At 38.8% G+C, this 18,585-nt stretch carries 20 protein-coding genes; 15 read left to right on the top strand and 5 right to left on the bottom strand.

The window, feature by feature from the left end; translation table 11 throughout:
• Positions 1 to 6: 6 nt before the first annotated feature.
• Positions 7 to 1,485, top strand: a complete 1,479-nt coding sequence (gene guaB / locus NMM25_RS05840) for an IMP dehydrogenase (protein WP_000073416.1) — start codon at positions 7 to 9, stop codon at positions 1,483 to 1,485.
• Between the two features lie 52 nt (positions 1,486 to 1,537).
• On the opposite strand, the gene recF is transcribed toward guaB, so the two are convergent.
• Together recF and yaaA are read right to left on the bottom strand one after the other, a co-directional pair.
• Positions 1,538 to 2,635, bottom strand: a complete 1,098-nt coding sequence (gene recF / locus NMM25_RS05835; protein WP_254736231.1) for a DNA replication/repair protein RecF — start codon at positions 2,633 to 2,635, stop codon at positions 1,538 to 1,540.
• Between the two features lie 2 nt (positions 2,636 to 2,637).
• On the bottom strand, positions 2,638 to 3,006 hold the full coding sequence (yaaA, locus tag NMM25_RS05830; RefSeq protein ID WP_254736230.1) for a S4 domain-containing protein YaaA: 369 nt from the start codon (positions 3,004 to 3,006) through the stop codon (positions 2,638 to 2,640).
• Between the two features lie 160 nt (positions 3,007 to 3,166).
• Here yaaA and NMM25_RS05825 point away from each other — a divergent pair, with 160 nt between their 5' ends.
• The 12 genes from NMM25_RS05825 to tsf all read left to right on the top strand — a co-directional run bounded on the left by NMM25_RS05825 (position 3,167) and on the right by tsf (position 14,340).
• On the top strand, positions 3,167 to 4,417 hold the full coding sequence (locus NMM25_RS05825) for a pitrilysin family protein (protein ID WP_254736229.1): 1,251 nt from the start codon (positions 3,167 to 3,169) through the stop codon (positions 4,415 to 4,417).
• The gene (locus NMM25_RS05820) at positions 4,414 to 5,697 is read left to right on the top strand and encodes a pitrilysin family protein (RefSeq protein ID WP_254736228.1); all 1,284 of its coding nucleotides are present in this window, start codon (positions 4,414 to 4,416) and stop codon (positions 5,695 to 5,697) included. The genes NMM25_RS05825 and NMM25_RS05820 overlap by 4 nt, the downstream gene beginning before the upstream one ends.
• A 35-nt stretch (positions 5,698 to 5,732) precedes the next feature.
• Positions 5,733 to 6,554: a cytoskeleton protein RodZ gene (rodZ, locus tag NMM25_RS05815; protein WP_254726392.1), complete on the top strand. Its 822-nt coding sequence runs from the start codon at positions 5,733 to 5,735 to the stop codon at positions 6,552 to 6,554.
• Positions 6,555 to 6,564: 10 nt separating this feature from the next.
• The gene (pgsA, locus tag NMM25_RS05810; protein ID WP_254726390.1) at positions 6,565 to 7,110 is read left to right on the top strand and encodes a CDP-diacylglycerol--glycerol-3-phosphate 3-phosphatidyltransferase; all 546 of its coding nucleotides are present in this window, start codon (positions 6,565 to 6,567) and stop codon (positions 7,108 to 7,110) included.
• Positions 7,107 to 7,934 (top strand): energy-coupling factor ABC transporter ATP-binding protein, encoded by an 828-nt coding sequence (locus tag NMM25_RS05805; protein ID WP_254726388.1) that lies wholly within the window; start codon positions 7,107 to 7,109, stop codon positions 7,932 to 7,934. The genes pgsA and NMM25_RS05805 overlap by 4 nt, the downstream gene beginning before the upstream one ends.
• Complete coding sequence (locus NMM25_RS05800; RefSeq protein ID WP_198459042.1) at positions 7,919 to 8,758, top strand: energy-coupling factor transporter ATPase; 840 nt, start codon at positions 7,919 to 7,921, stop codon at positions 8,756 to 8,758. The genes NMM25_RS05805 and NMM25_RS05800 overlap by 16 nt, the downstream gene beginning before the upstream one ends.
• The gene (locus NMM25_RS05795) at positions 8,751 to 9,545 is read left to right on the top strand and encodes an energy-coupling factor transporter transmembrane protein EcfT (RefSeq protein ID WP_198459043.1); all 795 of its coding nucleotides are present in this window, start codon (positions 8,751 to 8,753) and stop codon (positions 9,543 to 9,545) included. Before NMM25_RS05800 ends, NMM25_RS05795 begins: the two co-directional genes overlap by 8 nt.
• A gap of 60 nt (positions 9,546 to 9,605) precedes the next feature.
• Positions 9,606 to 10,421: a rod shape-determining protein MreC gene (mreC, locus tag NMM25_RS05790; protein WP_254736227.1), complete on the top strand. Its 816-nt coding sequence runs from the start codon at positions 9,606 to 9,608 to the stop codon at positions 10,419 to 10,421.
• Between the two features lie 2 nt (positions 10,422 to 10,423).
• A complete protein-coding gene (gene mreD / locus NMM25_RS05785; RefSeq protein ID WP_254736226.1) occupies positions 10,424 to 10,918 on the top strand; it encodes a rod shape-determining protein MreD in 495 nt (164 codons plus the stop codon).
• A gap of 93 nt (positions 10,919 to 11,011) precedes the next feature.
• Positions 11,012 to 12,220 carry a peptidoglycan hydrolase PcsB gene (gene pcsB, locus NMM25_RS05780; RefSeq protein ID WP_000726988.1) on the top strand — a complete coding sequence of 403 codons (1,209 nt, stop codon included), beginning with the start codon at positions 11,012 to 11,014 and terminating at the stop codon, positions 12,218 to 12,220.
• 221 nt (positions 12,221 to 12,441) lie between these two features.
• Positions 12,442 to 13,221 carry a 30S ribosomal protein S2 gene (gene rpsB / locus NMM25_RS05775; protein ID WP_000268475.1) on the top strand — a complete coding sequence of 260 codons (780 nt, stop codon included), beginning with the start codon at positions 12,442 to 12,444 and terminating at the stop codon, positions 13,219 to 13,221.
• 78 nt (positions 13,222 to 13,299) lie between these two features.
• Entirely contained in the window at positions 13,300 to 14,340 is a 1,041-nt protein-coding gene (tsf, locus tag NMM25_RS05770; protein ID WP_254736225.1) for a translation elongation factor Ts, read from the top strand.
• Between the two features lie 103 nt (positions 14,341 to 14,443).
• Here the strand turns inward: tsf and cysK are convergent, their stop codons facing one another.
• The 3 genes from cysK to NMM25_RS05755 form a co-directional block, all read right to left on the bottom strand.
• Positions 14,444 to 15,370, bottom strand: coding sequence for a cysteine synthase A (gene cysK / locus NMM25_RS05765; RefSeq protein ID WP_254736224.1), 927 nt, complete (start codon positions 15,368 to 15,370; stop codon positions 14,444 to 14,446).
• A gap of 96 nt (positions 15,371 to 15,466) precedes the next feature.
• Complete coding sequence (locus tag NMM25_RS05760) at positions 15,467 to 15,910, bottom strand: PH domain-containing protein (RefSeq protein WP_254736223.1); 444 nt, start codon at positions 15,908 to 15,910, stop codon at positions 15,467 to 15,469.
• Positions 15,911 to 15,925: 15 nt separating this feature from the next.
• Positions 15,926 to 16,561: a YigZ family protein gene (locus tag NMM25_RS05755; protein ID WP_254736222.1), complete on the bottom strand. Its 636-nt coding sequence runs from the start codon at positions 16,559 to 16,561 to the stop codon at positions 15,926 to 15,928.
• Between the two features lie 56 nt (positions 16,562 to 16,617).
• Between NMM25_RS05755 and NMM25_RS05750 the strand changes: the two genes are divergently transcribed.
• Both NMM25_RS05750 and NMM25_RS05745 read left to right on the top strand, forming a co-directional pair.
• Entirely contained in the window at positions 16,618 to 17,916 is a 1,299-nt protein-coding gene (locus tag NMM25_RS05750) for a DEAD/DEAH box helicase (protein WP_254736221.1), read from the top strand.
• On the top strand, positions 17,913 to 18,575 hold the full coding sequence (locus NMM25_RS05745) for a ComF family protein (RefSeq protein WP_254736220.1): 663 nt from the start codon (positions 17,913 to 17,915) through the stop codon (positions 18,573 to 18,575). The genes NMM25_RS05750 and NMM25_RS05745 overlap by 4 nt, the downstream gene beginning before the upstream one ends.
• The last annotated feature ends 10 nt before the right edge of the window (positions 18,576 to 18,585 follow it).

Here is an 18,585-nt window from a genome sequence, read left to right as displayed (position 1 = left end):
ACTTCAATGTCTAATTGGGATACTAAATTTTTAAAAAAAGGTTTTACCTTTGATGATGTATTGCTCATTCCAGCAGAAAGTCATGTGTTGCCTAATGATGCAGATTTAACAACAAAATTGGCAGATAATCTGACTTTAAATATCCCAATTATAACAGCCGCCATGGATACAGTCACAGAAAGTCAAATGGCTATTGCCATTGCTCGTGCGGGTGGTCTTGGAGTAATCCATAAAAATATGTCTATTGCGCAACAGGCAGATGAAGTTCGCAAGGTAAAACGTTCTGAAAATGGTGTTATTATTGATCCATTCTTCTTGACTCCAGAACACACTATTGCTGAAGCAGATGAACTGATGGGACGTTACCGTATCAGTGGTGTTCCAGTTGTGGAGACACTTGAAAATCGTAAATTGGTTGGTATTCTAACAAACCGAGATCTTCGCTTTATTTCAGATTACAATCAGCCAATCTCAAACCACATGACCAGTGAAAATCTTGTTACTGCTCCTGTTGGTACAGATCTTGCAACAGCTGAAAGTATTCTTCAAGAACACCGTATTGAAAAACTTCCTTTGGTTGATGAAGAAGGTCGTCTTTCTGGCTTGATTACTATTAAAGATATCGAAAAAGTAATTGAATTTCCTAATGCAGCAAAAGATGAGTTTGGTCGTCTTCTAGTTGCTGGTGCAGTAGGTGTTACTTCAGATACATTTGAACGTGCAGAGGCTCTTTTTGAAGCAGGAGCGGATGCGATTGTTATTGATACTGCACATGGTCATTCTGCAGGTGTCTTGCGTAAAATTGCTGAGATTCGTGCTCACTTCCCAGACCGCACTTTGATTGCGGGTAATATTGCCACTGCAGAAGGTGCGCGTGCTCTTTATGATGCAGGTGTAGATGTTGTCAAAGTTGGTATCGGACCAGGTTCTATTTGTACCACTCGCGTGATTGCAGGGGTTGGTGTCCCACAAGTGACAGCAATCTATGATGCAGCAGCTGTTGCGCGTGAATATGGAAAAACAATCATTGCTGATGGTGGAATCAAGTATTCTGGAGATATTGTAAAAGCCCTTGCTGCAGGTGGAAATGCGGTTATGCTTGGATCAATGTTCGCTGGAACAGACGAAGCACCAGGTGAAACGGAAATCTTCCAAGGACGTAAGTTTAAAACTTACCGTGGTATGGGATCAATCGCTGCAATGAAGAAAGGTTCAAGTGACCGTTACTTCCAAGGTTCTGTCAATGAAGCAAACAAACTTGTTCCAGAAGGAATTGAAGGACGTGTTGCCTATAAAGGCGCAGCAGCTGATATTGTCTTCCAAATGATTGGTGGTATTCGTTCTGGTATGGGTTACTGTGGTGCAGCTAACCTTAAAGAATTACACGACAACGCTCAATTTATTGAAATGTCTGGGGCTGGTCTAAAAGAAAGTCATCCTCATGATGTACAAATTACTAATGAAGCACCAAACTACTCTATGTAGGAAGTAAAAAAGAACTCCTGATTTTCAGGAGTTCTTTTTGTTTACAGTGTTGTCAATTTTGATTTACAGAAATTTTACCGTTTTGAATATTGAAAATACTAAGGTTTTCTGGCAAGTTTTGTAAGTGGTCTAAACTTGTTGTTGTAATAAAGGTTTGGATAGATTGAGAAATGGTTTCTAGTAATTTTAGTTGCCGTGTATTATCAAGTTCGCTCATAACATCATCAAGCAATAGTATAGGAGACTCGTTGGTAATACTTTCCATTAGCTCAATCTCTGCTAGTTTGATAGAAAGAACAAGGCTACGATGTTGACCTTGGCTTCCAAAACTAGCATCCATACCATTGATATAAAAAGAAATATCATCTCGATGAGGGCCAACTCCAGTATTCTTTTTAAATAAATCTCTGGATCTGCTTTTATCCAAAGCAATTTTAAAGGAACTTGTTAGCTGTTCTTCATTAGTGAAGTTGACAGATGTTTGATAAGATATTGACAGTTCTTCTAATTTATTTGAAATTTCTAAGTGTTTTTTTTGGCCAAATTTCTCTAAGTCTTTAATGAATTTTATCCGATGCTTTATAACGCGACAACCATAATCTATTAACTGATCATCTAAGACTGACAGAAATGTTTCATCAATCTTCTGGCTGGATTTTAGATAAGTATTTCTTTGCTTGAGTATGTGGTTATAGTTTGACAAGTCTGACAAGTAGATTGGTTTAATTTGTCCCAGTTCGATGTCTATAAATTTTCGACGGACAGAAGGTGCTCCCTTAATTAGCTGGAGATCTTCAGGTGCGAAGAGGACAACATTCATATGTCCGATGTAGTCTGAAAGGCGAGCTTGTTTTAAGTGATTGACCTTAGTCACACGCCCTTTTGGCGTTAAATCAATTTCTAGAGGGATAGAGCTTGTTTTTTTCTGTAGCAAGCCAGAAAGATGGAGTTGCTCGTTATCAAAATGAATGAGATTTTTATCTGTACGAGTCCTATGACTACGTGTTAAGGCTAAAAAATAGATTGCTTCTAGGATATTGGTTTTTCCTTGTGCATTTTGACCTAGAAAGACATTTAATTTTGGATTGAAATCAATTTTCGCCTCTTTGTAGTTTCGAAAGGTTTTAATTGTTAAATGTTGGAGCCACATGGTTATCTTCCTGGAAAACGTGGAACTTGTTTGGTTTTAGGCGATGAAGAAGTTTTTTGTTTTTCTTTCTTGATACCTTTATTCATCTCTTTGACAAGTTTAGCAATTCGCTCTTTCTCAATCTTATCTGCTTGATACTCTTCTTGCTCTTTTAAACTTGGTTGTGTCAAGGTGATATCAATCTTTAAATCAGAAATGTCAATCGTATCTCCAATACGGATTTTTTTCCCACGTCTACTTTCTAACTCGCCATTAAAGTAAACTTGATGATCTATTAAAAAGGATTTGATAGCACCACCGCTTTGTATAATTCCAAGTTCTTTTAGGAGGGCTTGGAGCGTAATAAATTCTTCAAATAATTTGTATTCCATAATTCACCTCAATCTTTGGTATTATACCATATTTTCCTTGAAATAGCTGAAGGAAAGTTAGCTAAAATGAAAGCGGTTTTACTCTTTAAAGCTATAAAGAGAACAAGAAAAATTTTGATTTTCGTGGTATAATAGAACTCTATATGTAAGGAGGTAAGGTATGGAATTAGTGCCTGGAATTTCAGTACATTTTGTTCAATCCAAAAAATTTAAAACAAATAAAATCACTATTCGTTTTACTGCTCCCTTATCTCTTGAGACAATAGCAGGACGCATGTTAAGTGCAAGTATGTTGGAGACGGCAAATCAAGCTTATCCCACATCACAAGCATTTCGCAAATACTTGGCAAGTTTATATGGAACAGATATTTCCACAAGTGCTTATCGTAGAGGACAAGCACATATTCTTGACTTAACATTTACCTACGTGCGAGATGAGTTCTTGAGTAAAAAAAATGTCTTGACTTCTCGAATTTTGGAATTAGTAAAACAGACTTTATTTTCCCCCTTAGTTCAAGATGGTGCTTTTGAGCCAGTCTTGTTTGAAATTGAAAGAAAACAGTTATTGGCTAGTTTAGCTACTGATATGGATGATTCATTTTATTTTGCTCATAAGGAGTTGGATAGCTTGTTCTTCCATGATGAGCGTCTTCAATTGAGATACAGTGATTTACGAAATAGCATTTCAAATGAGTCTCCAGAAAGTAGCTACACGTGCTTTCAAAATGCTCTGAAGAATGATCGTATTGATTTCTTTTTCTTAGGTGATTTCAACGAAGTAGAAATTACAGAATCGCTGAAGTCATTACCCTTTACAGCTAGAGAGAACGGCGTCACTATCCAGTACCATCAATCTTATTCGAATGTTCTACGAGAAGGAATGGTTCAGAGGAATGTTGGGCAATCTATTTTAGAATTAGGCTATCATTCTCCTGTAAAATATGGTGATGATGAGCATTTGCCCATGCTTGTTATGAATGGTTTGTTGGGTGAATTTGCACATTCGAAACTTTTTACAAACGTTCGTGAAAATGCTGGAATAGCCTATACAGTCTCGAGTCAATTGGATTTGTTTAGTGGTCTGTTAAGGATGTATGCGGGTATTGATAGAGAAAATCGAAATCAGGCTAGAAAAATGATGAATCATCAATTGCTAGATCTGAAAAAGGGTAACTTTACAGATTTTGAACTTGAACAAACCAAGGAGATGATTCGACGATCTTTGTTGATGGCTCAAGATAATCAACAGACCCTAGTTGAAAGAGTCTATTTGAATGCTCTATTGGGGAAATCAAGCTTTGACATTGATCGATTGGTGGCAAAATTAGAGAGTGTTGATAAAGAAGCTGTCTGTAAAGTTGCCAACAGTTTGAAGTTACAAGCGATTTACTTTATGGAAGGAGTAGAATGACAAAGGTTACTTTTGAAGAAAAATACTATTCTGCTGTAAAGGAAACAGTCTACAAAGCACAATTGTCAAATGGATTGACAGTTTCTTTACTTCCTAAACAAGATTTCAATGAGGTTTATGGGATTGTAACAGTTCAATTTGGTTCTGTAGATGCAGCTTATACAAGTTTGAAAAAAGGTTTACGTCATCATCCAGCAGGAATTGCACATTTTCTTGAACATAAATTGTTTGAAAGAGAAAACTCTGAGGATATAATGGCTGCTTTTACTCGATTAGGTGCGGACAGTAATGCCTTTACAAGCTTTACTAAGACCAGCTATCTTTTTTCAACAATTGACCATCTATTAGAGAATTTAGATTTGCTAGATGAGTTAGTCGGAGATGTTCATTTTACAGAAGAGTCTGTTTTGAGGGAACAGGCTATTATCCAGCAAGAACGAGAAATGTACCAAGATGATCCAGACTCACGTTTGTTTTTTGCAACATTAGCCAACCTTTATCCTGATACTCCTTTAGCGACAGATATAGTTGGAAGTGAAAAATCAATTTCTGAGATTCAAGTTTCAAATTTAAAAGAGAACTTTACAGAGTTTTACAAACCTGTCAACATGTCACTGTTTTTAGTTGGAAATATTGATGTGGAAGTTGTTGAGGAATACTTTTCGAAAAAGGAAAAGGAAGTTTCAAACCAGTTTACGGTTTCAAAAGAGCAACTCCTTTTGCAGCCTGTGAAGCAAACAGATAGTCTTCGGATGGAAGTTTCTTCACCCAAACTTGCTGTTGCGATTAGAGGTAATGGGCAAATAACAGAAGTTGAGTCTTATCGTTACAATATTTTATTGAAATTACTATTTACGATGATGTTTGGTTGGACTTCTGATCGTTTTCAAAGGTTATATGAGACTGGGAAGTTAGATGTGTCATTATCACTTGAGGTTGAAGTCAACAGTCGCTTTCATTTTGTGATATTGACAATGGACACCAAAGAGCCTGTTTCTCTGTCGCATCAATTTCGGAAAGCGATTCGTCAGTTTAGTAGTGATGCGGATATTACCGAGGAACATTTAGATCTTGTTAAGAGTGAGATGTTTGGGGAGTTTTTCAGCAGTATGAACTCCCTGGAGTTTATTGCAACTCAATACGATCCGATGGATTGCGGAGAAACAATTTTTGATTTTCCGAAAATTTTACAGGAAATTACTTTGGAGGATGTTCTAGAAGCTGGACATCGTTTGATTGATAATGGTGATCTAGTTGATTTTACAATCTTTCCAGCTTAAAAGATGACTAATACTAGAAAGAAGGAATGGTACGTATGAGAAAAAAAACAATTGGCGAGGTTCTGCGTTTAGCTAGAATTAACCAGGGATTGAGTCTGGAAGAATTACAGGAAAAAACTGAAATTCAGTTGAACTTTCTAGAAGCTATGGAGGCAGATGATTTTGATCAACTTCCTAGTACCTTCTATGCTCGTTCTTTTTTAAGAAAATATGCCTGGGCAGTAGAGTTAGATGAAAGAATTGTTTTGGATGCCTATGATTCAGGTAGTATGATTACTTATGAAGAGGTAGATGTCGATGAAGAAGACTTGTCTGGTCGCAGACGATCAAATAAGAAAAAAACGTCTTATCTCCCCTTGTTTTATTTCGTCCTATTTGCTTTGTCAATTTTAATTTTTGTGACTTACTATGTTTGGAACTACATCCAAACTCAGCCAAGTCCTTCTTCAGCTAATTATAGCGTTGTGAACTCAACTAGTTCCACAACCTCATCTAGTTCATCTTCTAGTAGTCAGACGTCTAGCTCGTCTTCTACTACGGAATCAACTATTACAGTGTCAGGCGAAGGAAACCGCATTGAAGCTCGGTATAAAACGAGTAAGGAAATCGCTACTGTTCAACTGGCAGTATCAGATGCAACTAGTTGGGTAAGTGTTTCAGGAAGTGAGCTGGAGGGTGGTGTGACACTATCCGCAGACAATAAGAATGCAAAAACAACAGTTTCAACTAAGAATCCCGTTACCATTACTTTAGGTGTAGTGAAGGGAGTTACTGTGACTGTGGACAATCAAACGATTGATACTTCGAAGCTGACAACTCAGACTGGAACTGTAACACTTACATTTACTACAGATTAAGGAAAAATCAATGAAAAAAGAACAAATTCCTAATGTATTAACTATTGGTAGAATTCTCTTTATACCTCTCTTTATTCTTATTTTGACTTTGGGTCATTCACAAGGCAGTCATTTGCTAGCAGCGATCATCTTTGCAGTTGCTAGTATAACGGATTATCTTGATGGCTACCTTGCTCGTAAATGGAATGTAGTCAGCAACTTTGGAAAGTTTGCTGATCCGATGGCCGATAAGCTGTTGGTTATGTCAGCTTTTATCATGTTGATTGAGTTAGGTATGGCTCCAGCTTGGGTTGTTGCTATTATCATCTCTCGTGAACTTGCGGTGACAGGCTTGCGCTTGTTGCTTGTTGAGACGGGAGGGACAGTTCTAGCAGCAGCGATGCCAGGGAAAATCAAGACCTTTAGTCAGATGTTTGCCATTATCTTTTTGCTCTTACATTGGAATTTAATTGGTCAGCTGTTGCTTTATATCGCTTTGTTTTTCACTATCTACTCTGGCTATGATTATTTCAAGGGTAGCGCTCATGTATTCAAAGGGACATTTGGTTCGAAATGAAATCGATTATTGAAGTAAAAAATCTGTCTTTTCGTTACAAGGAAGACCAGGAACATTATGACGTTAATAATGTCTCGTTTCACGTGAAACGGGGAGAATGGCTTTCGATTGTAGGTCATAATGGGAGTGGAAAATCGACAACTATCCGTTTGATTGATGGATTGCTTGAAGCAGAGTCTGGGGAAATCTGGATAGATGGGCAATTGCTGTCCTCTGAGAACGTTTGGGACTTACGCCGTCAAATTGGTATGGTTTTTCAAAATCCAGATAACCAATTTGTGGGGGCAACTGTTGAAGATGATGTCGCCTTTGGTTTAGAAAATCAGGGACTTCCTCGTGAAGAAATGAAGAAGAGAGTGACTGAATCTTTGGAGTTGGTGGGGATGCTGGACTTTAAGAAGAGAGAACCAGCTCGTTTATCTGGTGGCCAAAAACAACGTGTGGCCATTGCAGGAGTTGTTGCCCTGAGGCCAGCTATTTTAATTCTAGATGAGGCTACAAGTATGTTGGACCCCGAGGGACGAAGAGAACTGATTCAGACAGTTCAAGAGATTCGAAAAGACCATCAGATGACAGTCGTCTCCATTACACATGATTTAGAGGAAGTTGCGATGAGTGACCGTGTCTTGGTCATGAAAAAAGGCCAAGTGGAGTCAACCAGCAGCCCAAGAGAACTTTTTTCTCGGGATGACCTTGACCAGATAGGGTTGGATGAACCTTTTACTAATCAATTGAGAGAATCTTTGAGAGAGACTGGTTATCAGTTGCCGGATGGCTATTTGACAGAAGGAGAGCTAGAGGACAAGTTATGGGAATTACTCTAGAAAATGTGAGCTTTACCTATCAAGAGGGAACTCCCCTATCTTCATCAGCCTTGACTGATGTTTCTTTGACGATTGAGGATGGTTCCTATACAGCTTTAGTAGGGCACACAGGCAGTGGGAAATCAACGATTTTACAGCTTTTAAATGGCCTATTGGTACCAAGTAAGGGTTCTGTTCGAGTTTTCGATACCGTCATTACCCCTACATCAACCAATAAAGAAATTCGCCAGATTCGAAAGCAGGTTGGTCTAGTGTTTCAATTTGCTGAAAATCAGATTTTCGAAGAGACTGTTTTGAAAGATGTTGCATTTGGACCGCAAAATTTTGGAGTTTCTGAGGAAGAGGCCAAGAAAATTGCGCGTGAAAAGTTAGCCTTGGTAGGCATCGATGAGTCACTCTTTGAGCGCAGTCCTTTTGAACTTTCTGGTGGTCAAATGAGACGTGTGGCTATAGCAGGTATGCTAGCGATGGAGCCAACTGTCTTAGTTTTAGATGAGCCGACAGCAGGACTTGATCCTTTGGGCAGAAAAGAATTGATGACTTTGTTTAAAGAACTCCACCTTTCTGGAATGACAATCGTTCTGGTAACGCATTTGATGGATGATGTAGCTGCATATGCTGATCAGGTCTATGTTATGGAAAAGGGGCGTTTGGTCAAAAGTGGCAAACCGTGCGAAGTTTTCCAAGATGTAGCCTCTATGGAAAAAGTACAGTTAGGTGTGCCTAAAATCACAGCCTTTTGTAAACGTTTGGCAGATAGAGGTGTAGCTTTTAAAAAACTGCCAATCAAGATAGAGGAGTTTAAGGAGTCGCTAAATGGATAGTATGATTTTAGGGCGTTATATACCGGGGGATTCCATCATTCATCGCTTGGATCCACGTAGTAAATTGCTTGCTATGATCTTGCTGATTTTGATTGTATTTTGGGCCAATAATCCTCTCACCAATCTCATTCTGTTTGTAGCGACAGGTATATTTATCGCTTTGTCAGGCGTTTCCCTCTCATTTTTCATTCAGGGATTAAAGTCCATGTTCTTCCTGATTGCTTTTACGACTCTATTTCAACTTTTTTTCATTTCAAGTGGAAATGTCTTATTTGAGTTTTCTTTTATAAGAATAACGGATTATGCTTTGCAACAAGCAGGAATTATTTTCTGTCGTTTTGTGTTGATTATTTTCTTTTCAACTTTGCTAACCTTAACGACCATGCCTTTGAGTCTGGCAGCTGCAGTTGAAGCTCTTTTAGCACCGCTGAAACGCGTGAAAGTTCCCGTTCATGAAATTGGTCTGATGTTATCAATGAGTTTGCGTTTTGTTCCAACATTGATGGATGACACAACGCGAATTATGAATGCTCAAAAAGCCCGTGGAGTTGACTTTGGCGAAGGTAGCATCGTTCAAAAAGTAAAAGCTATGATTCCGATTTTAATTCCTCTTTTTGCGACGAGCTTAAAGCGTGCAGATTCATTGGCAATAGCCATGGAAGCACGTGGTTATCAGGGAGGAAAGGGTAGAAGTCAGTATAGACAGTTGAGATGGAGTCAAAAGGATACACTGGCAATTCTTGTGATTTTGGTACTGGGATGTTTCTTATTTTTCTTAAAATCTTAGCAGGTTTGTAGGATTGATAAGAAGCTCACAGTAGCAGGTTTTTAGTATAAAGGTAGGAATATGAACCGTTTTAAAAAATCAAAATATATAATCATCGTTTTTGTCACAGTTCTGGCAGTTTCTGTTCTATTAGTGACAACCTATTCAAGCGCTATTGTGACGAAACTAGGAGATGGGATTTCCTTAGTAGATAGAATTGTTCAAAAACCCTTTCAGTGGTTTGATACTTTCAAATCGGATTTGGGACATTTGACGCAGACCTACAATGAAAACGAAAGTCTAAAGAAACAGCTCTATCAACTAGAGGTGGAGTCTAATCAATCAGAAAGTTTAAAAAATGAAAATGAACAACTACGTCAGTTGCTGGATATGAAGTCAAAATTGCAGGCTACAAAAACCATTGCAGCAGATGTGATTATGCGAGCTCCAGTATCTTGGAAACAAGAGTTAACAATTGATGCTGGAAGTTCAAAAGGAGCTTCTGAAAATATGTTGGCCATTGCAAACGGGGGCTTGATTGGCAGTGTTTCAAAGGTGGAGGATCATTCAACAACGATTAACCTATTGACAAACACCGAAAATTCAGACAAAATTTCTGTTAAAATCCTGCATGGCTCTACTGAAATTTACGGGATTATCGTTGGTTATGATAAGGAGTCAGAACTGCTTAAAATTAGCCAATTAAATAGTAACAGTGACATTAGCGCAGGAGACAAGGTGAGTACAGGGGGGCTCGGAAACTTTAATGTTAAGGATATTCCTGTTGGAGAGGTTGTTGCTACAACACACAGCAGTGATTATCTAACAAAGGAAGTAACAGTAAAGTTGAGTGCTGACACCAAAAATCTTCATGTGGTAGAGTTAGTGGGGAATTAACAATGAGACTGTTAAAACAAATTGGTATTTTCTTTTTACTCCCTTTTGTCGTACTAATTGATGCACATATTGGACAATTAGCGGAATCCTTCTTCCCTCACTTTCATTTAGTAAGTCATTTTCTGTTTTTATTTCTCTTATTTGAGACAATTGAGGTTTCAGAATATCTCTATCTAGCTTATTGCTGTATAGTGGGTTTGGTGTACGATATCTATTTTTTCCACTTGATAGGAATTGCAACACTTCTATTTATCTTGATAGGAGCTTCGCTCCATAAATTTAATAGTGTAATTTTGCTAAACCGTTGGACAAGAATGTTAACAATTGTTGTGATGAGTTTCTTATTTGATATGGGGAGCTATCTCCTTGCTCTTGCTATGGGATTGACAGTAGAATCGATGCCAGTTTTCATCGTCTACAGCCTTGTCCCATCAATGATTTTAAACTTCTTATGGATGCTTATTTTCCAATATATTTTTGAAAAATATTATCTATAAGAAAGAAATAAAAATGTAACAAAGGCGTAATATTTATTATGTCTTTTTTTGGTATACTAGTAATGTCTTAAATAGAAGGAGTATCTACACAATATGAAGAAAAAAATCTTAGCGTCACTTTTATTAAGTACAGTATTAGTGTCTCAAGCGGCGGTATTGACAACTGTCCACGCTGAAACAACTGATGAAAAGATTGCTGCTCAAGATAGTAAGATTAGTAATTTGACAGCTCAACAAAAAGAAGCTCAAAAACAAGTAGATGAAATCCAAACGCAAGTTACAGCTATCCAAACTCAACAAACGAACTTGGAAGCTGAGAATGAAACTCTACAAGCTGAATCTAAAAAACTTGAAGGAGAAATTACAGAGCTTTCTAAGAACATTGTTGCTCGTAATGAATCTTTGGAGAAACAAGCACGTAGCGCACAAACTAACGGTGCAGCAACTAGCTACATCAATACAATTGTAAACTCAAAATCAATTACGGAAGCTATTTCGCGTGTTGCAGCCATGAGCGAGATCGTATCAGCTAACAACAAAATGTTGGAACAACAGAAAGCTGATAAGAAATCTATCGCTGAAAAACAGGTTGCAAATAATGAAGCAATCAACACTGTCATTGCGAACCAACAAACGCTTGCTGACGATGCACAAGCATTGACAACAAAACAAGCAGAGTTGAAAGTTGCTGAGTTAAACCTTGCTGCAGAGAAAGCTACTGCAGAAAGCGATAAAGCAACTTTGTTGGAACAAAAAGCTGCAGCAGAGGCCGAAGCAAAAGCAGCAGCTGAAGCAGAAGCGGCTTATAAAGCACGTCAAACAAGCCAACAACAATCAGTTGTTGCTTCTGGAAATACAACACTTTCAGATCAAGTGCAAGCGACTTCAAGCTCTTCATCAGATGATGATTCAAGCTACACTCCAGCACCTGCTCCAACTCCAACTAGACAGCGTCCAACATACAGTACAAATGCTTCAAGTTATCCAACTGGTGAATGTACTTGGGGAGCTAAAACATTAGCACCTTGGGCTGGAGATTACTGGGGTAACGGAGCGCAGTGGGCTACAAGTGCAGCAGCTGCAGGATTCCGTACAGGATCAACTCCACAAGTTGGTGCGATTGCATGTTGGAATGACGGTGGATATGGACACGTAGCGGTTGTTACAGCAGTTTCATCATCAACTAGCATTCAAGTATCAGAATCAAACTATGGTGGAGATCGTACAATCGGTAACAAACGTGGATGGTTCAACCCAACTACAACTTCTGAAGGTTACGTAACATATATCTATCCAAACTAATGAATGAAATAAAGAGGCACGATTTGAGTCTCTTTATTTTTTAGTCTTAAGTTGGGCTAAAAACTAGCAAAAACACTTGAAAATATTGATAAAATATGATAGAATTAAACTTGTCGTGTAAACGATAATACTCATTCTTGATGAATTGTGAAACTGTTGCCCTCGGGTCGTTTTGCAAGTTGAAGTCGAGGAGAGGAAAAAAACAAAAAGGAGAAATACTCATGGCAGTAATTTCAATGAAACAACTTCTTGAGGCTGGTGTACACTTTGGTCACCAAACTCGTCGCTGGAACCCTAAGATGGCTAAGTACATCTTCACTGAGCGTAACGGAATCCACGTTATCGACTTGCAACAAACTGTAAAATACGCTGACCAAGCATACGACTTTATGCGTGATGCAGCAGCTAACGATGCAGTTGTATTGTTTGTTGGTACTAAAAAACAAGCTGCTGACGCTGTTAAAGAAGAAGCAGAACGTTCAGGTCAATACTACATCAACCACCGTTGGTTGGGTGGAACTCTTACTAACTGGGGAACTATCCAAAAACGTATTGCTCGTTTGAAAGAAATCAAACGTATGGAAGAAGAAGGAATCTTCGACGTTCTTCCTAAGAAAGAAGTTGCACTTCTTAACAAACAACGTGCACGTCTTGAAAAATTCTTGGGTGGTATCGAAGACATGCCTCGTATCCCAGATGTAATGTATGTAGTTGACCCACATAAAGAACAAATCGCTGTTAAAGAAGCTAAAAAATTGGGTATCCCAGTTGTAGCGATGGTTGACACAAACACTGATCCAGACGATATCGATGTAATCATCCCAGCTAACGATGACGCTATCCGCGCTGTTAAATTGATCACAGCTAAATTAGCTGACGCTATCATCGAAGGACGTCAAGGTGAAGATGCAGCAGCAGTTGAAGCAGAATTTGCAGCTTCAGAAGCTCAAGCTGACTCAATCGAAGAAATCGTTGAAGTTGTAGAAGGCGACAACGCTTAATTCATATAAATAGTAATTACCTAGGAGGGCGGGGCCTAGCCCAGCTCTCCTATTTTTAAAAAATATAGGAGAATCAAAATGGCAGAAATTACAGCTAAACTTGTAAAAGAGTTGCGTGAAAAATCTGGTGCCGGTGTTATGGATGCTAAAAAAGCGCTTGTAGAAACAGACGGTGACATCGAAAAAGCGATTGAATTGCTTCGTGAAAAAGGTATGGCGAAAGCAGCTAAGAAAGCTGACCGTGTTGCAGCTGAAGGTTTGACTGGTGTATTTGTTAACGGTAACGTTGCAGCAGTAGTTGAAGTAAATGCCGAAACTGACTTCGTTGCGAAAAACGCTCAATTCGTTGACTTGGTAAACGCAACAGCTAAAGTAATTGCTGAAGGTAAACCAGCTAACAACGAAGAGGCTCTTGCTTTGACAATGCCTTCAGGTGAAACTCTTGAAGCTGCATATGTATCTGCAACAGCTACAATCGGTGAAAAAATCTCATTCCGTCGTTTTGCTTTGCTTGAAAAAACAGATGCACAACACTTCGGAGCATACCAACACAATGGTGGCCGTATCGGTGTTATCTCTGTTATTGAAGGTGGAGACGAAGCTCTTGCTAAACAAATCTCAATGCACATTGCTGCAATGAAACCAACAGTTCTTTCTTACAAAGAATTGGATGAGCAATTTGTTAAAGATGAGTTGGCACAATTGAACCACGTAATCGATCAAGATAACGAAAGCCGTGCAATGGTTGGTAAACCAGCTCTTCCACACTTGAAGTATGGATCAAAAGCACAATTGTCTGATGAAGTGATTGCTAAAGCTGAAGCTGACATCAAAGCTGAGTTGGCTGCAGAAGGCAAACCAGAAAAAATCTGGGACAAAATCATCCCAGGTAAAATGGACCGCTTCATGCTTGACAACACTAAAGTTGACCAAGCATACACACTTCTTGCACAAGTATACATCATGGATGACAGCAAGACAGTTGAAGCTTACCTTGAATCAGTAAATGCTTCAGTAGTTGAGTTCGCTCGCTTTGAAGTTGGTGAAGGTATTGAGAAAGCTGCAAACGACTTTGAAGCAGAAGTTGCAGCTACAATGGCAGCAGCCTTGAATAACTAATAGAAAAGGAAGCAAATTGCTTCCTTTTTCTTTTTGTCTAGAGAGTAGGCTCTATATGAGTAAACAAAAAGCCCTTTAATAAGGGCTAAGTGCATTTAGGAGGCTACACTACAAATTCATAGAGTGCTGTAGACAAATAACGTTCGCCGTTATCTGGTGCTAAAGCAAGGACTTTCTTACCTGTACCTAATTTCTTGGCAACCTCAATTGCCCCGTAAATCGCTGCAGCTGAAGAAATCCCAACAAGGAAGCCTTCTTTTCCACCAATTTCACGGCCAAGTGCTAAAGCATCATCTGACGTTACGCGGACGATACCATCATAGGCCTTTGTATCAAGTGTCTCAGGAATAAATCCAGCTGAGATGCCTTGAATTTTGTGGGGTCCTGGTTTTTCACCAGACAAGATAGCTGACTCGTCTGCCTCAACTGCATAAACTTGAATGTTTGAATTTGCTACTTTAAGAGCGTGAGAGACACCTGAGATCGTTCCACCAGTACCAACACCACCCACAAAAGCATCTAAACCATCAGAACCGAAAGCAGCCAGTATTTCAGCTCCTGTTGTTCTTTCGTGTACTTCTGGATTAGCTGGATTATTAAATTGGAGTGGAAGGAAGCCGTCACGTTCAGCGGCGATTTCCTGAGCTTTGGCAATGGCCCCTTTCATTCCTTCGCTACCAGGAGTGAGGACGAGTTCAGCACCATAGGCTTGGATAATCTTACGGCGTTCCACGCTCATCGTTTCAGGCATGACGATAACAACTTTATATCCTTTAGCAGCACCTACCCATGAAAGACCGATACCAGTGTTTCCACTCGTTGCTTCAACAATAGTAGCACCCGGTTTTAGAATACCATCTTGTTCCGCTTTTTCAATCATGCTAAGGGCAATGCGGTCTTTTACTGACGATCCAGGGTTAAAAGCTTCTAGTTTAACATAGACGTCTGCAGCACCCTCTGGAACAATGTTGTTAAGTTTAACAATCGGTGTTTGTCCGATTAGTTCAGTGATATTGTTATAAATAGCCATAGATAAACCTCTTTGTATAAGATGATACTAGTATAACGCGCTTAAGGCTATTTGTAAAATATAGAAATCCTATCAAAGCGATAGGATTTTTTTATATCAATGGTCTAAGCCATTAATTTTTAATCGATTGTGATAAGCCAATTCTAATAGATAGGTGTAAAGAGGGAGGATGTCTGTTTTTTTGGGGAATTCAAATTTATGGAAACTCAGATGCTCATTATGTGCTTTTAGAAAGACATTTTCTAAATAAGTAATCGTAATCTCACTATCATCTATACCTGTTCCAGCAGTTTCCATTTCAACGTTTACAATGTTCATCAAAAAGAGTGACTTAACAGACACCTTGCGACCAGTGGCACCTTGCTTATCTGTAAAAATAATACGGATATTTGTAAAGATAATTGAATCGCGAATAAGTTTATATCCACTTTGAATTTCTTCATTCTTTAGTAGATATTGTCCATATTCTTTGATAAGAGTCTCTTTGTTTTCCTCGCTGAAGTTACCAGCAAGTCCTTGAATAAATTTTCCAAACCCCATGTATTTCTCCTTTGTTTATACTAAGTTTACAGGAACTTCAACTTCTCGTAAACCTTGATCCGTTAAAGTAACCTTTCCATTAAAAAACTCTACAAGAGCAGACTTGATATTTTCTTTCTCTTCCTTATCAACATAAATCATTGTATCAACTTGATCTGTAAAGTTTGTATCCAGCTCCATGAGATGATGTTCTTTAAGAAAATTGCTATATTCTTGATACTGAGCGTAAGACATCTGAATGGCTATGCCAGCTTGCTCTTTGATTTCAATAATGCCTATTTCTTTGACAGCCAAGGCTACACTTCCTGCGTAAGCACGAATCAAACCACCAGCACCTAGTTTGATGCCACCAAAATAGCGGGTAACTACTACACAGACATTGGTAAGATTATGATTTTCTAAGACTCCGAGCATAGGGACTCCAGCAGTACCACTAGGTTCGCCATCATCACTCGTACGCTTGATTTCACTGCGTTCCCCAATAATAAAGGCAGAGCAGTTATGGGTGGCTTTGTAGTGTTCTTTTTTGATGGCAGTGATAAAATCACGAGCCTCATCTTCACTATAGACACGCTTGGCATGACAGATAAAGCGCGATTTTTTGATTTCTTCTTGGACTTGCCCGTTCTCTTTAATTGTTCTAAATTCCATGATTTAATTGTACTAAAAAAACACCTAAAGTGCTAGATTTTTGCGAATATTAAAGTATGAAAGTAAATCCAAATTACCTCGGTCGCTTGTTTACTGAGAAAGAATTAACTGAAGAAGAACGACAGGTAGCAGTGAAACTGCCAGCAATGAGAAAAGAGAAGGGGAAACTGTTTTGTCAACGTTGTAATAGTACGATTCTAGAAGAATGGTATTTGCCTATCGGCGCTTACTATTGTAGGGAGTGTTTGCTGATGAAGCGAGTCAGGAGTGATCAAGCTTTGTACTATTTTCCGCAGGAAGTTTTACCTAAGCAAGATGTTCTCAAATGGTGTGGTCAGTTAACCCCTTTTCAGGAAAAGGTATCAGAGGGGTTGATTCGAGCAGTCGAAAAGAAAGAACCGACTTTAGTTCATGCTGTGACAGGAGCTGGAAAGACAGAGATGATATATCAAGTTGTAGCTAAAGTGATTGATGATGGTGGTGCAGTTTGTTTGGCCAGTCCTCGAATTGATGTGTGTTTGGAACTGTATAAGCGACTGCAGAATGACTTTGCTTGTGAGATAGCACTACTCCATGGTGAATCAGAGCCCTATTTTCGAACTCCCTTAGTAGTTGCAACAACTCATCAGTTATTAAAATTTTATCATGCTTTTGATTTGTTGATAGTGGATGAGGTAGATGCCTTTCCTTATGTTGACAACACTATGCTTTACTATGCTGTAAAGAATAGTGTAAAGGAGGATGGATTGAGGATATTCCTTACGGCAACTTCTACAGATGAGTTAGATAGGAAGGTTCGCACAGGGGAATTAAAAAGATTAAGCTTGCCGAGACGGTTTCATGGAAATCCTTTGATTATTCCTAAACCAGTCTGGTTATCGGATTTTAATCGCTGTTTAGAGAAAAGCCAGTTGTCATCTAAGTTAAAGATATACATTGAGAAACAGAGAAGAACAGGTTATCCATTGCTGATTTTTGCATCAGAGATTAAAAAAGGCGAGAAACTAAAAGAAATCTTGAAGGAGCAGTACCCGAATGAGAATATCGGATTTGTGTCTTCTGTCACAGAAGACCGATTAGAGCAGGTGCAAGCTTTTCGAGATGGAGAACTAACAATACTGATCAGTACGACAATCTTGGAACGCGGGGTTACCTTCCCTTGTGTGGATGTTTTCGTAGTAGAAGCTAATCATCGTCTCTTTACCAAGTCTAGCTTAATTCAGATTGGAGGGCGAGTTGGGCGTAGTATGGATAGGCCGACTGGTGAGTTGCTCTTCTTTCATGATGGATTAAATGCTTCCATCAAGAAGGCAATCAAGGAAATCAAGCAGATGAACAAGGAGGCTGGATTATGAACTGTTTATTATGTGGCCAGGCTACAAAGTGGGAGTTAACTTTTAGTAGCCTCTTCCTTTTGAAGCACGACTACAGTTATCTATGCTCAGCTTGTGCTTCTAGTTTTGAGAAGATTGGTGAGAAATATTGTCCAAACTGTATGAAAGCAGGTCTGTCAACTCAGTGTCAAGATTGTAAATTTTGGTGTAAAGAAGGAATTCAGGTTGATCATAAGGCAATCTTTACCTATAATCAAGCTATGAAAGATTTTTTCAGTCAATATAAGTTTGATGGTGATTTTTTGCTTAGAAAAGTTTTTGCTTCCGTTCTTGCTGAGGAACTGAAAAAGTATAGAGGTTATCAATTTGTTGTAATTCCCCTAAGCCCTGAAAGATTGCTTGAGAGGGGGTTTAACCAAGTCGAGGGTTTGGTTGAGGCAGCAGGTTTTTCTTTTAAAGATATATTAGGAAAAAGAGAAGAGAGCGCTAGTTCTTCTAAAAGCCGTTTGGAAAGGTTGGCTACTGAAATTCCATTTTTTATTAAAGATGGAATCTCACTTCCTAAGAAGATTTTGCTGATTGATGACATCTATACAACAGGGGCAACTGTGAATCGTGTGAAACGACTTTTGGAAGAAGCAGGTGCTTTGGAAGTTAAAACTTTTTCCCTTGTAAGATGAGGAAAAAATT

Source organism: Streptococcus sp. CF10-1, assembly GCF_024295825.1.
In the GTDB taxonomy this organism is placed as follows: domain Bacteria; phylum Bacillota; class Bacilli; order Lactobacillales; family Streptococcaceae; genus Streptococcus.
The sequence above is the reverse complement of the archived record's forward strand: the minus strand, read 5'-3'. Positions and strand labels throughout refer to the sequence as shown.

What these genes read in the sequence shown, in the direction of transcription:
- rpsB (WP_000268475.1), top strand. Translation starts at nt 12,442, where the DNA reads ATGGCAGTAATTTCAATGAAACAACTTCTTGAGGCTGGTGTACACTTT.
- NMM25_RS05760 (WP_254736223.1), bottom strand. Translation starts at nt 15,910, where the DNA reads ATGGGGTTTGGAAAATTTATTCAAGGACTTGCTGGTAACTTCAGCGAG.
- pcsB (WP_000726988.1), top strand. Translation starts at nt 11,012, where the DNA reads ATGAAGAAAAAAATCTTAGCGTCACTTTTATTAAGTACAGTATTAGTG.
- recF (WP_254736231.1), bottom strand. Translation starts at nt 2,635, where the DNA reads ATGTGGCTCCAACATTTAACAATTAAAACCTTTCGAAACTACAAAGAG.
- NMM25_RS05755 (WP_254736222.1), bottom strand. Translation starts at nt 16,561, where the DNA reads ATGGAATTTAGAACAATTAAAGAGAACGGGCAAGTCCAAGAAGAAATC.
- tsf (WP_254736225.1), top strand. Translation starts at nt 13,300, where the DNA reads ATGGCAGAAATTACAGCTAAACTTGTAAAAGAGTTGCGTGAAAAATCT.
- NMM25_RS05820 (WP_254736228.1), top strand. Translation starts at nt 4,414, where the DNA reads ATGACAAAGGTTACTTTTGAAGAAAAATACTATTCTGCTGTAAAGGAA.
- pgsA (WP_254726390.1), top strand. Translation starts at nt 6,565, where the DNA reads ATGAAAAAAGAACAAATTCCTAATGTATTAACTATTGGTAGAATTCTC.
- guaB (WP_000073416.1), top strand. Translation starts at nt 7, where the DNA reads ATGTCTAATTGGGATACTAAATTTTTAAAAAAAGGTTTTACCTTTGAT.
- cysK (WP_254736224.1), bottom strand. Translation starts at nt 15,370, where the DNA reads ATGGCTATTTATAACAATATCACTGAACTAATCGGACAAACACCGATT.
- NMM25_RS05825 (WP_254736229.1), top strand. Translation starts at nt 3,167, where the DNA reads ATGGAATTAGTGCCTGGAATTTCAGTACATTTTGTTCAATCCAAAAAA.
- NMM25_RS05745 (WP_254736220.1), top strand. Translation starts at nt 17,913, where the DNA reads ATGAACTGTTTATTATGTGGCCAGGCTACAAAGTGGGAGTTAACTTTT.
- yaaA (WP_254736230.1), bottom strand. Translation starts at nt 3,006, where the DNA reads ATGGAATACAAATTATTTGAAGAATTTATTACGCTCCAAGCCCTCCTA.
- NMM25_RS05805 (WP_254726388.1), top strand. Translation starts at nt 7,107, where the DNA reads ATGAAATCGATTATTGAAGTAAAAAATCTGTCTTTTCGTTACAAGGAA.
- NMM25_RS05795 (WP_198459043.1), top strand. Translation starts at nt 8,751, where the DNA reads ATGGATAGTATGATTTTAGGGCGTTATATACCGGGGGATTCCATCATT.
- NMM25_RS05750 (WP_254736221.1), top strand. Translation starts at nt 16,618, where the DNA reads ATGAAAGTAAATCCAAATTACCTCGGTCGCTTGTTTACTGAGAAAGAA.
- NMM25_RS05800 (WP_198459042.1), top strand. Translation starts at nt 7,919, where the DNA reads ATGGGAATTACTCTAGAAAATGTGAGCTTTACCTATCAAGAGGGAACT.
- mreC (WP_254736227.1), top strand. Translation starts at nt 9,606, where the DNA reads ATGAACCGTTTTAAAAAATCAAAATATATAATCATCGTTTTTGTCACA.
- mreD (WP_254736226.1), top strand. Translation starts at nt 10,424, where the DNA reads ATGAGACTGTTAAAACAAATTGGTATTTTCTTTTTACTCCCTTTTGTC.
- rodZ (WP_254726392.1), top strand. Translation starts at nt 5,733, where the DNA reads ATGAGAAAAAAAACAATTGGCGAGGTTCTGCGTTTAGCTAGAATTAAC.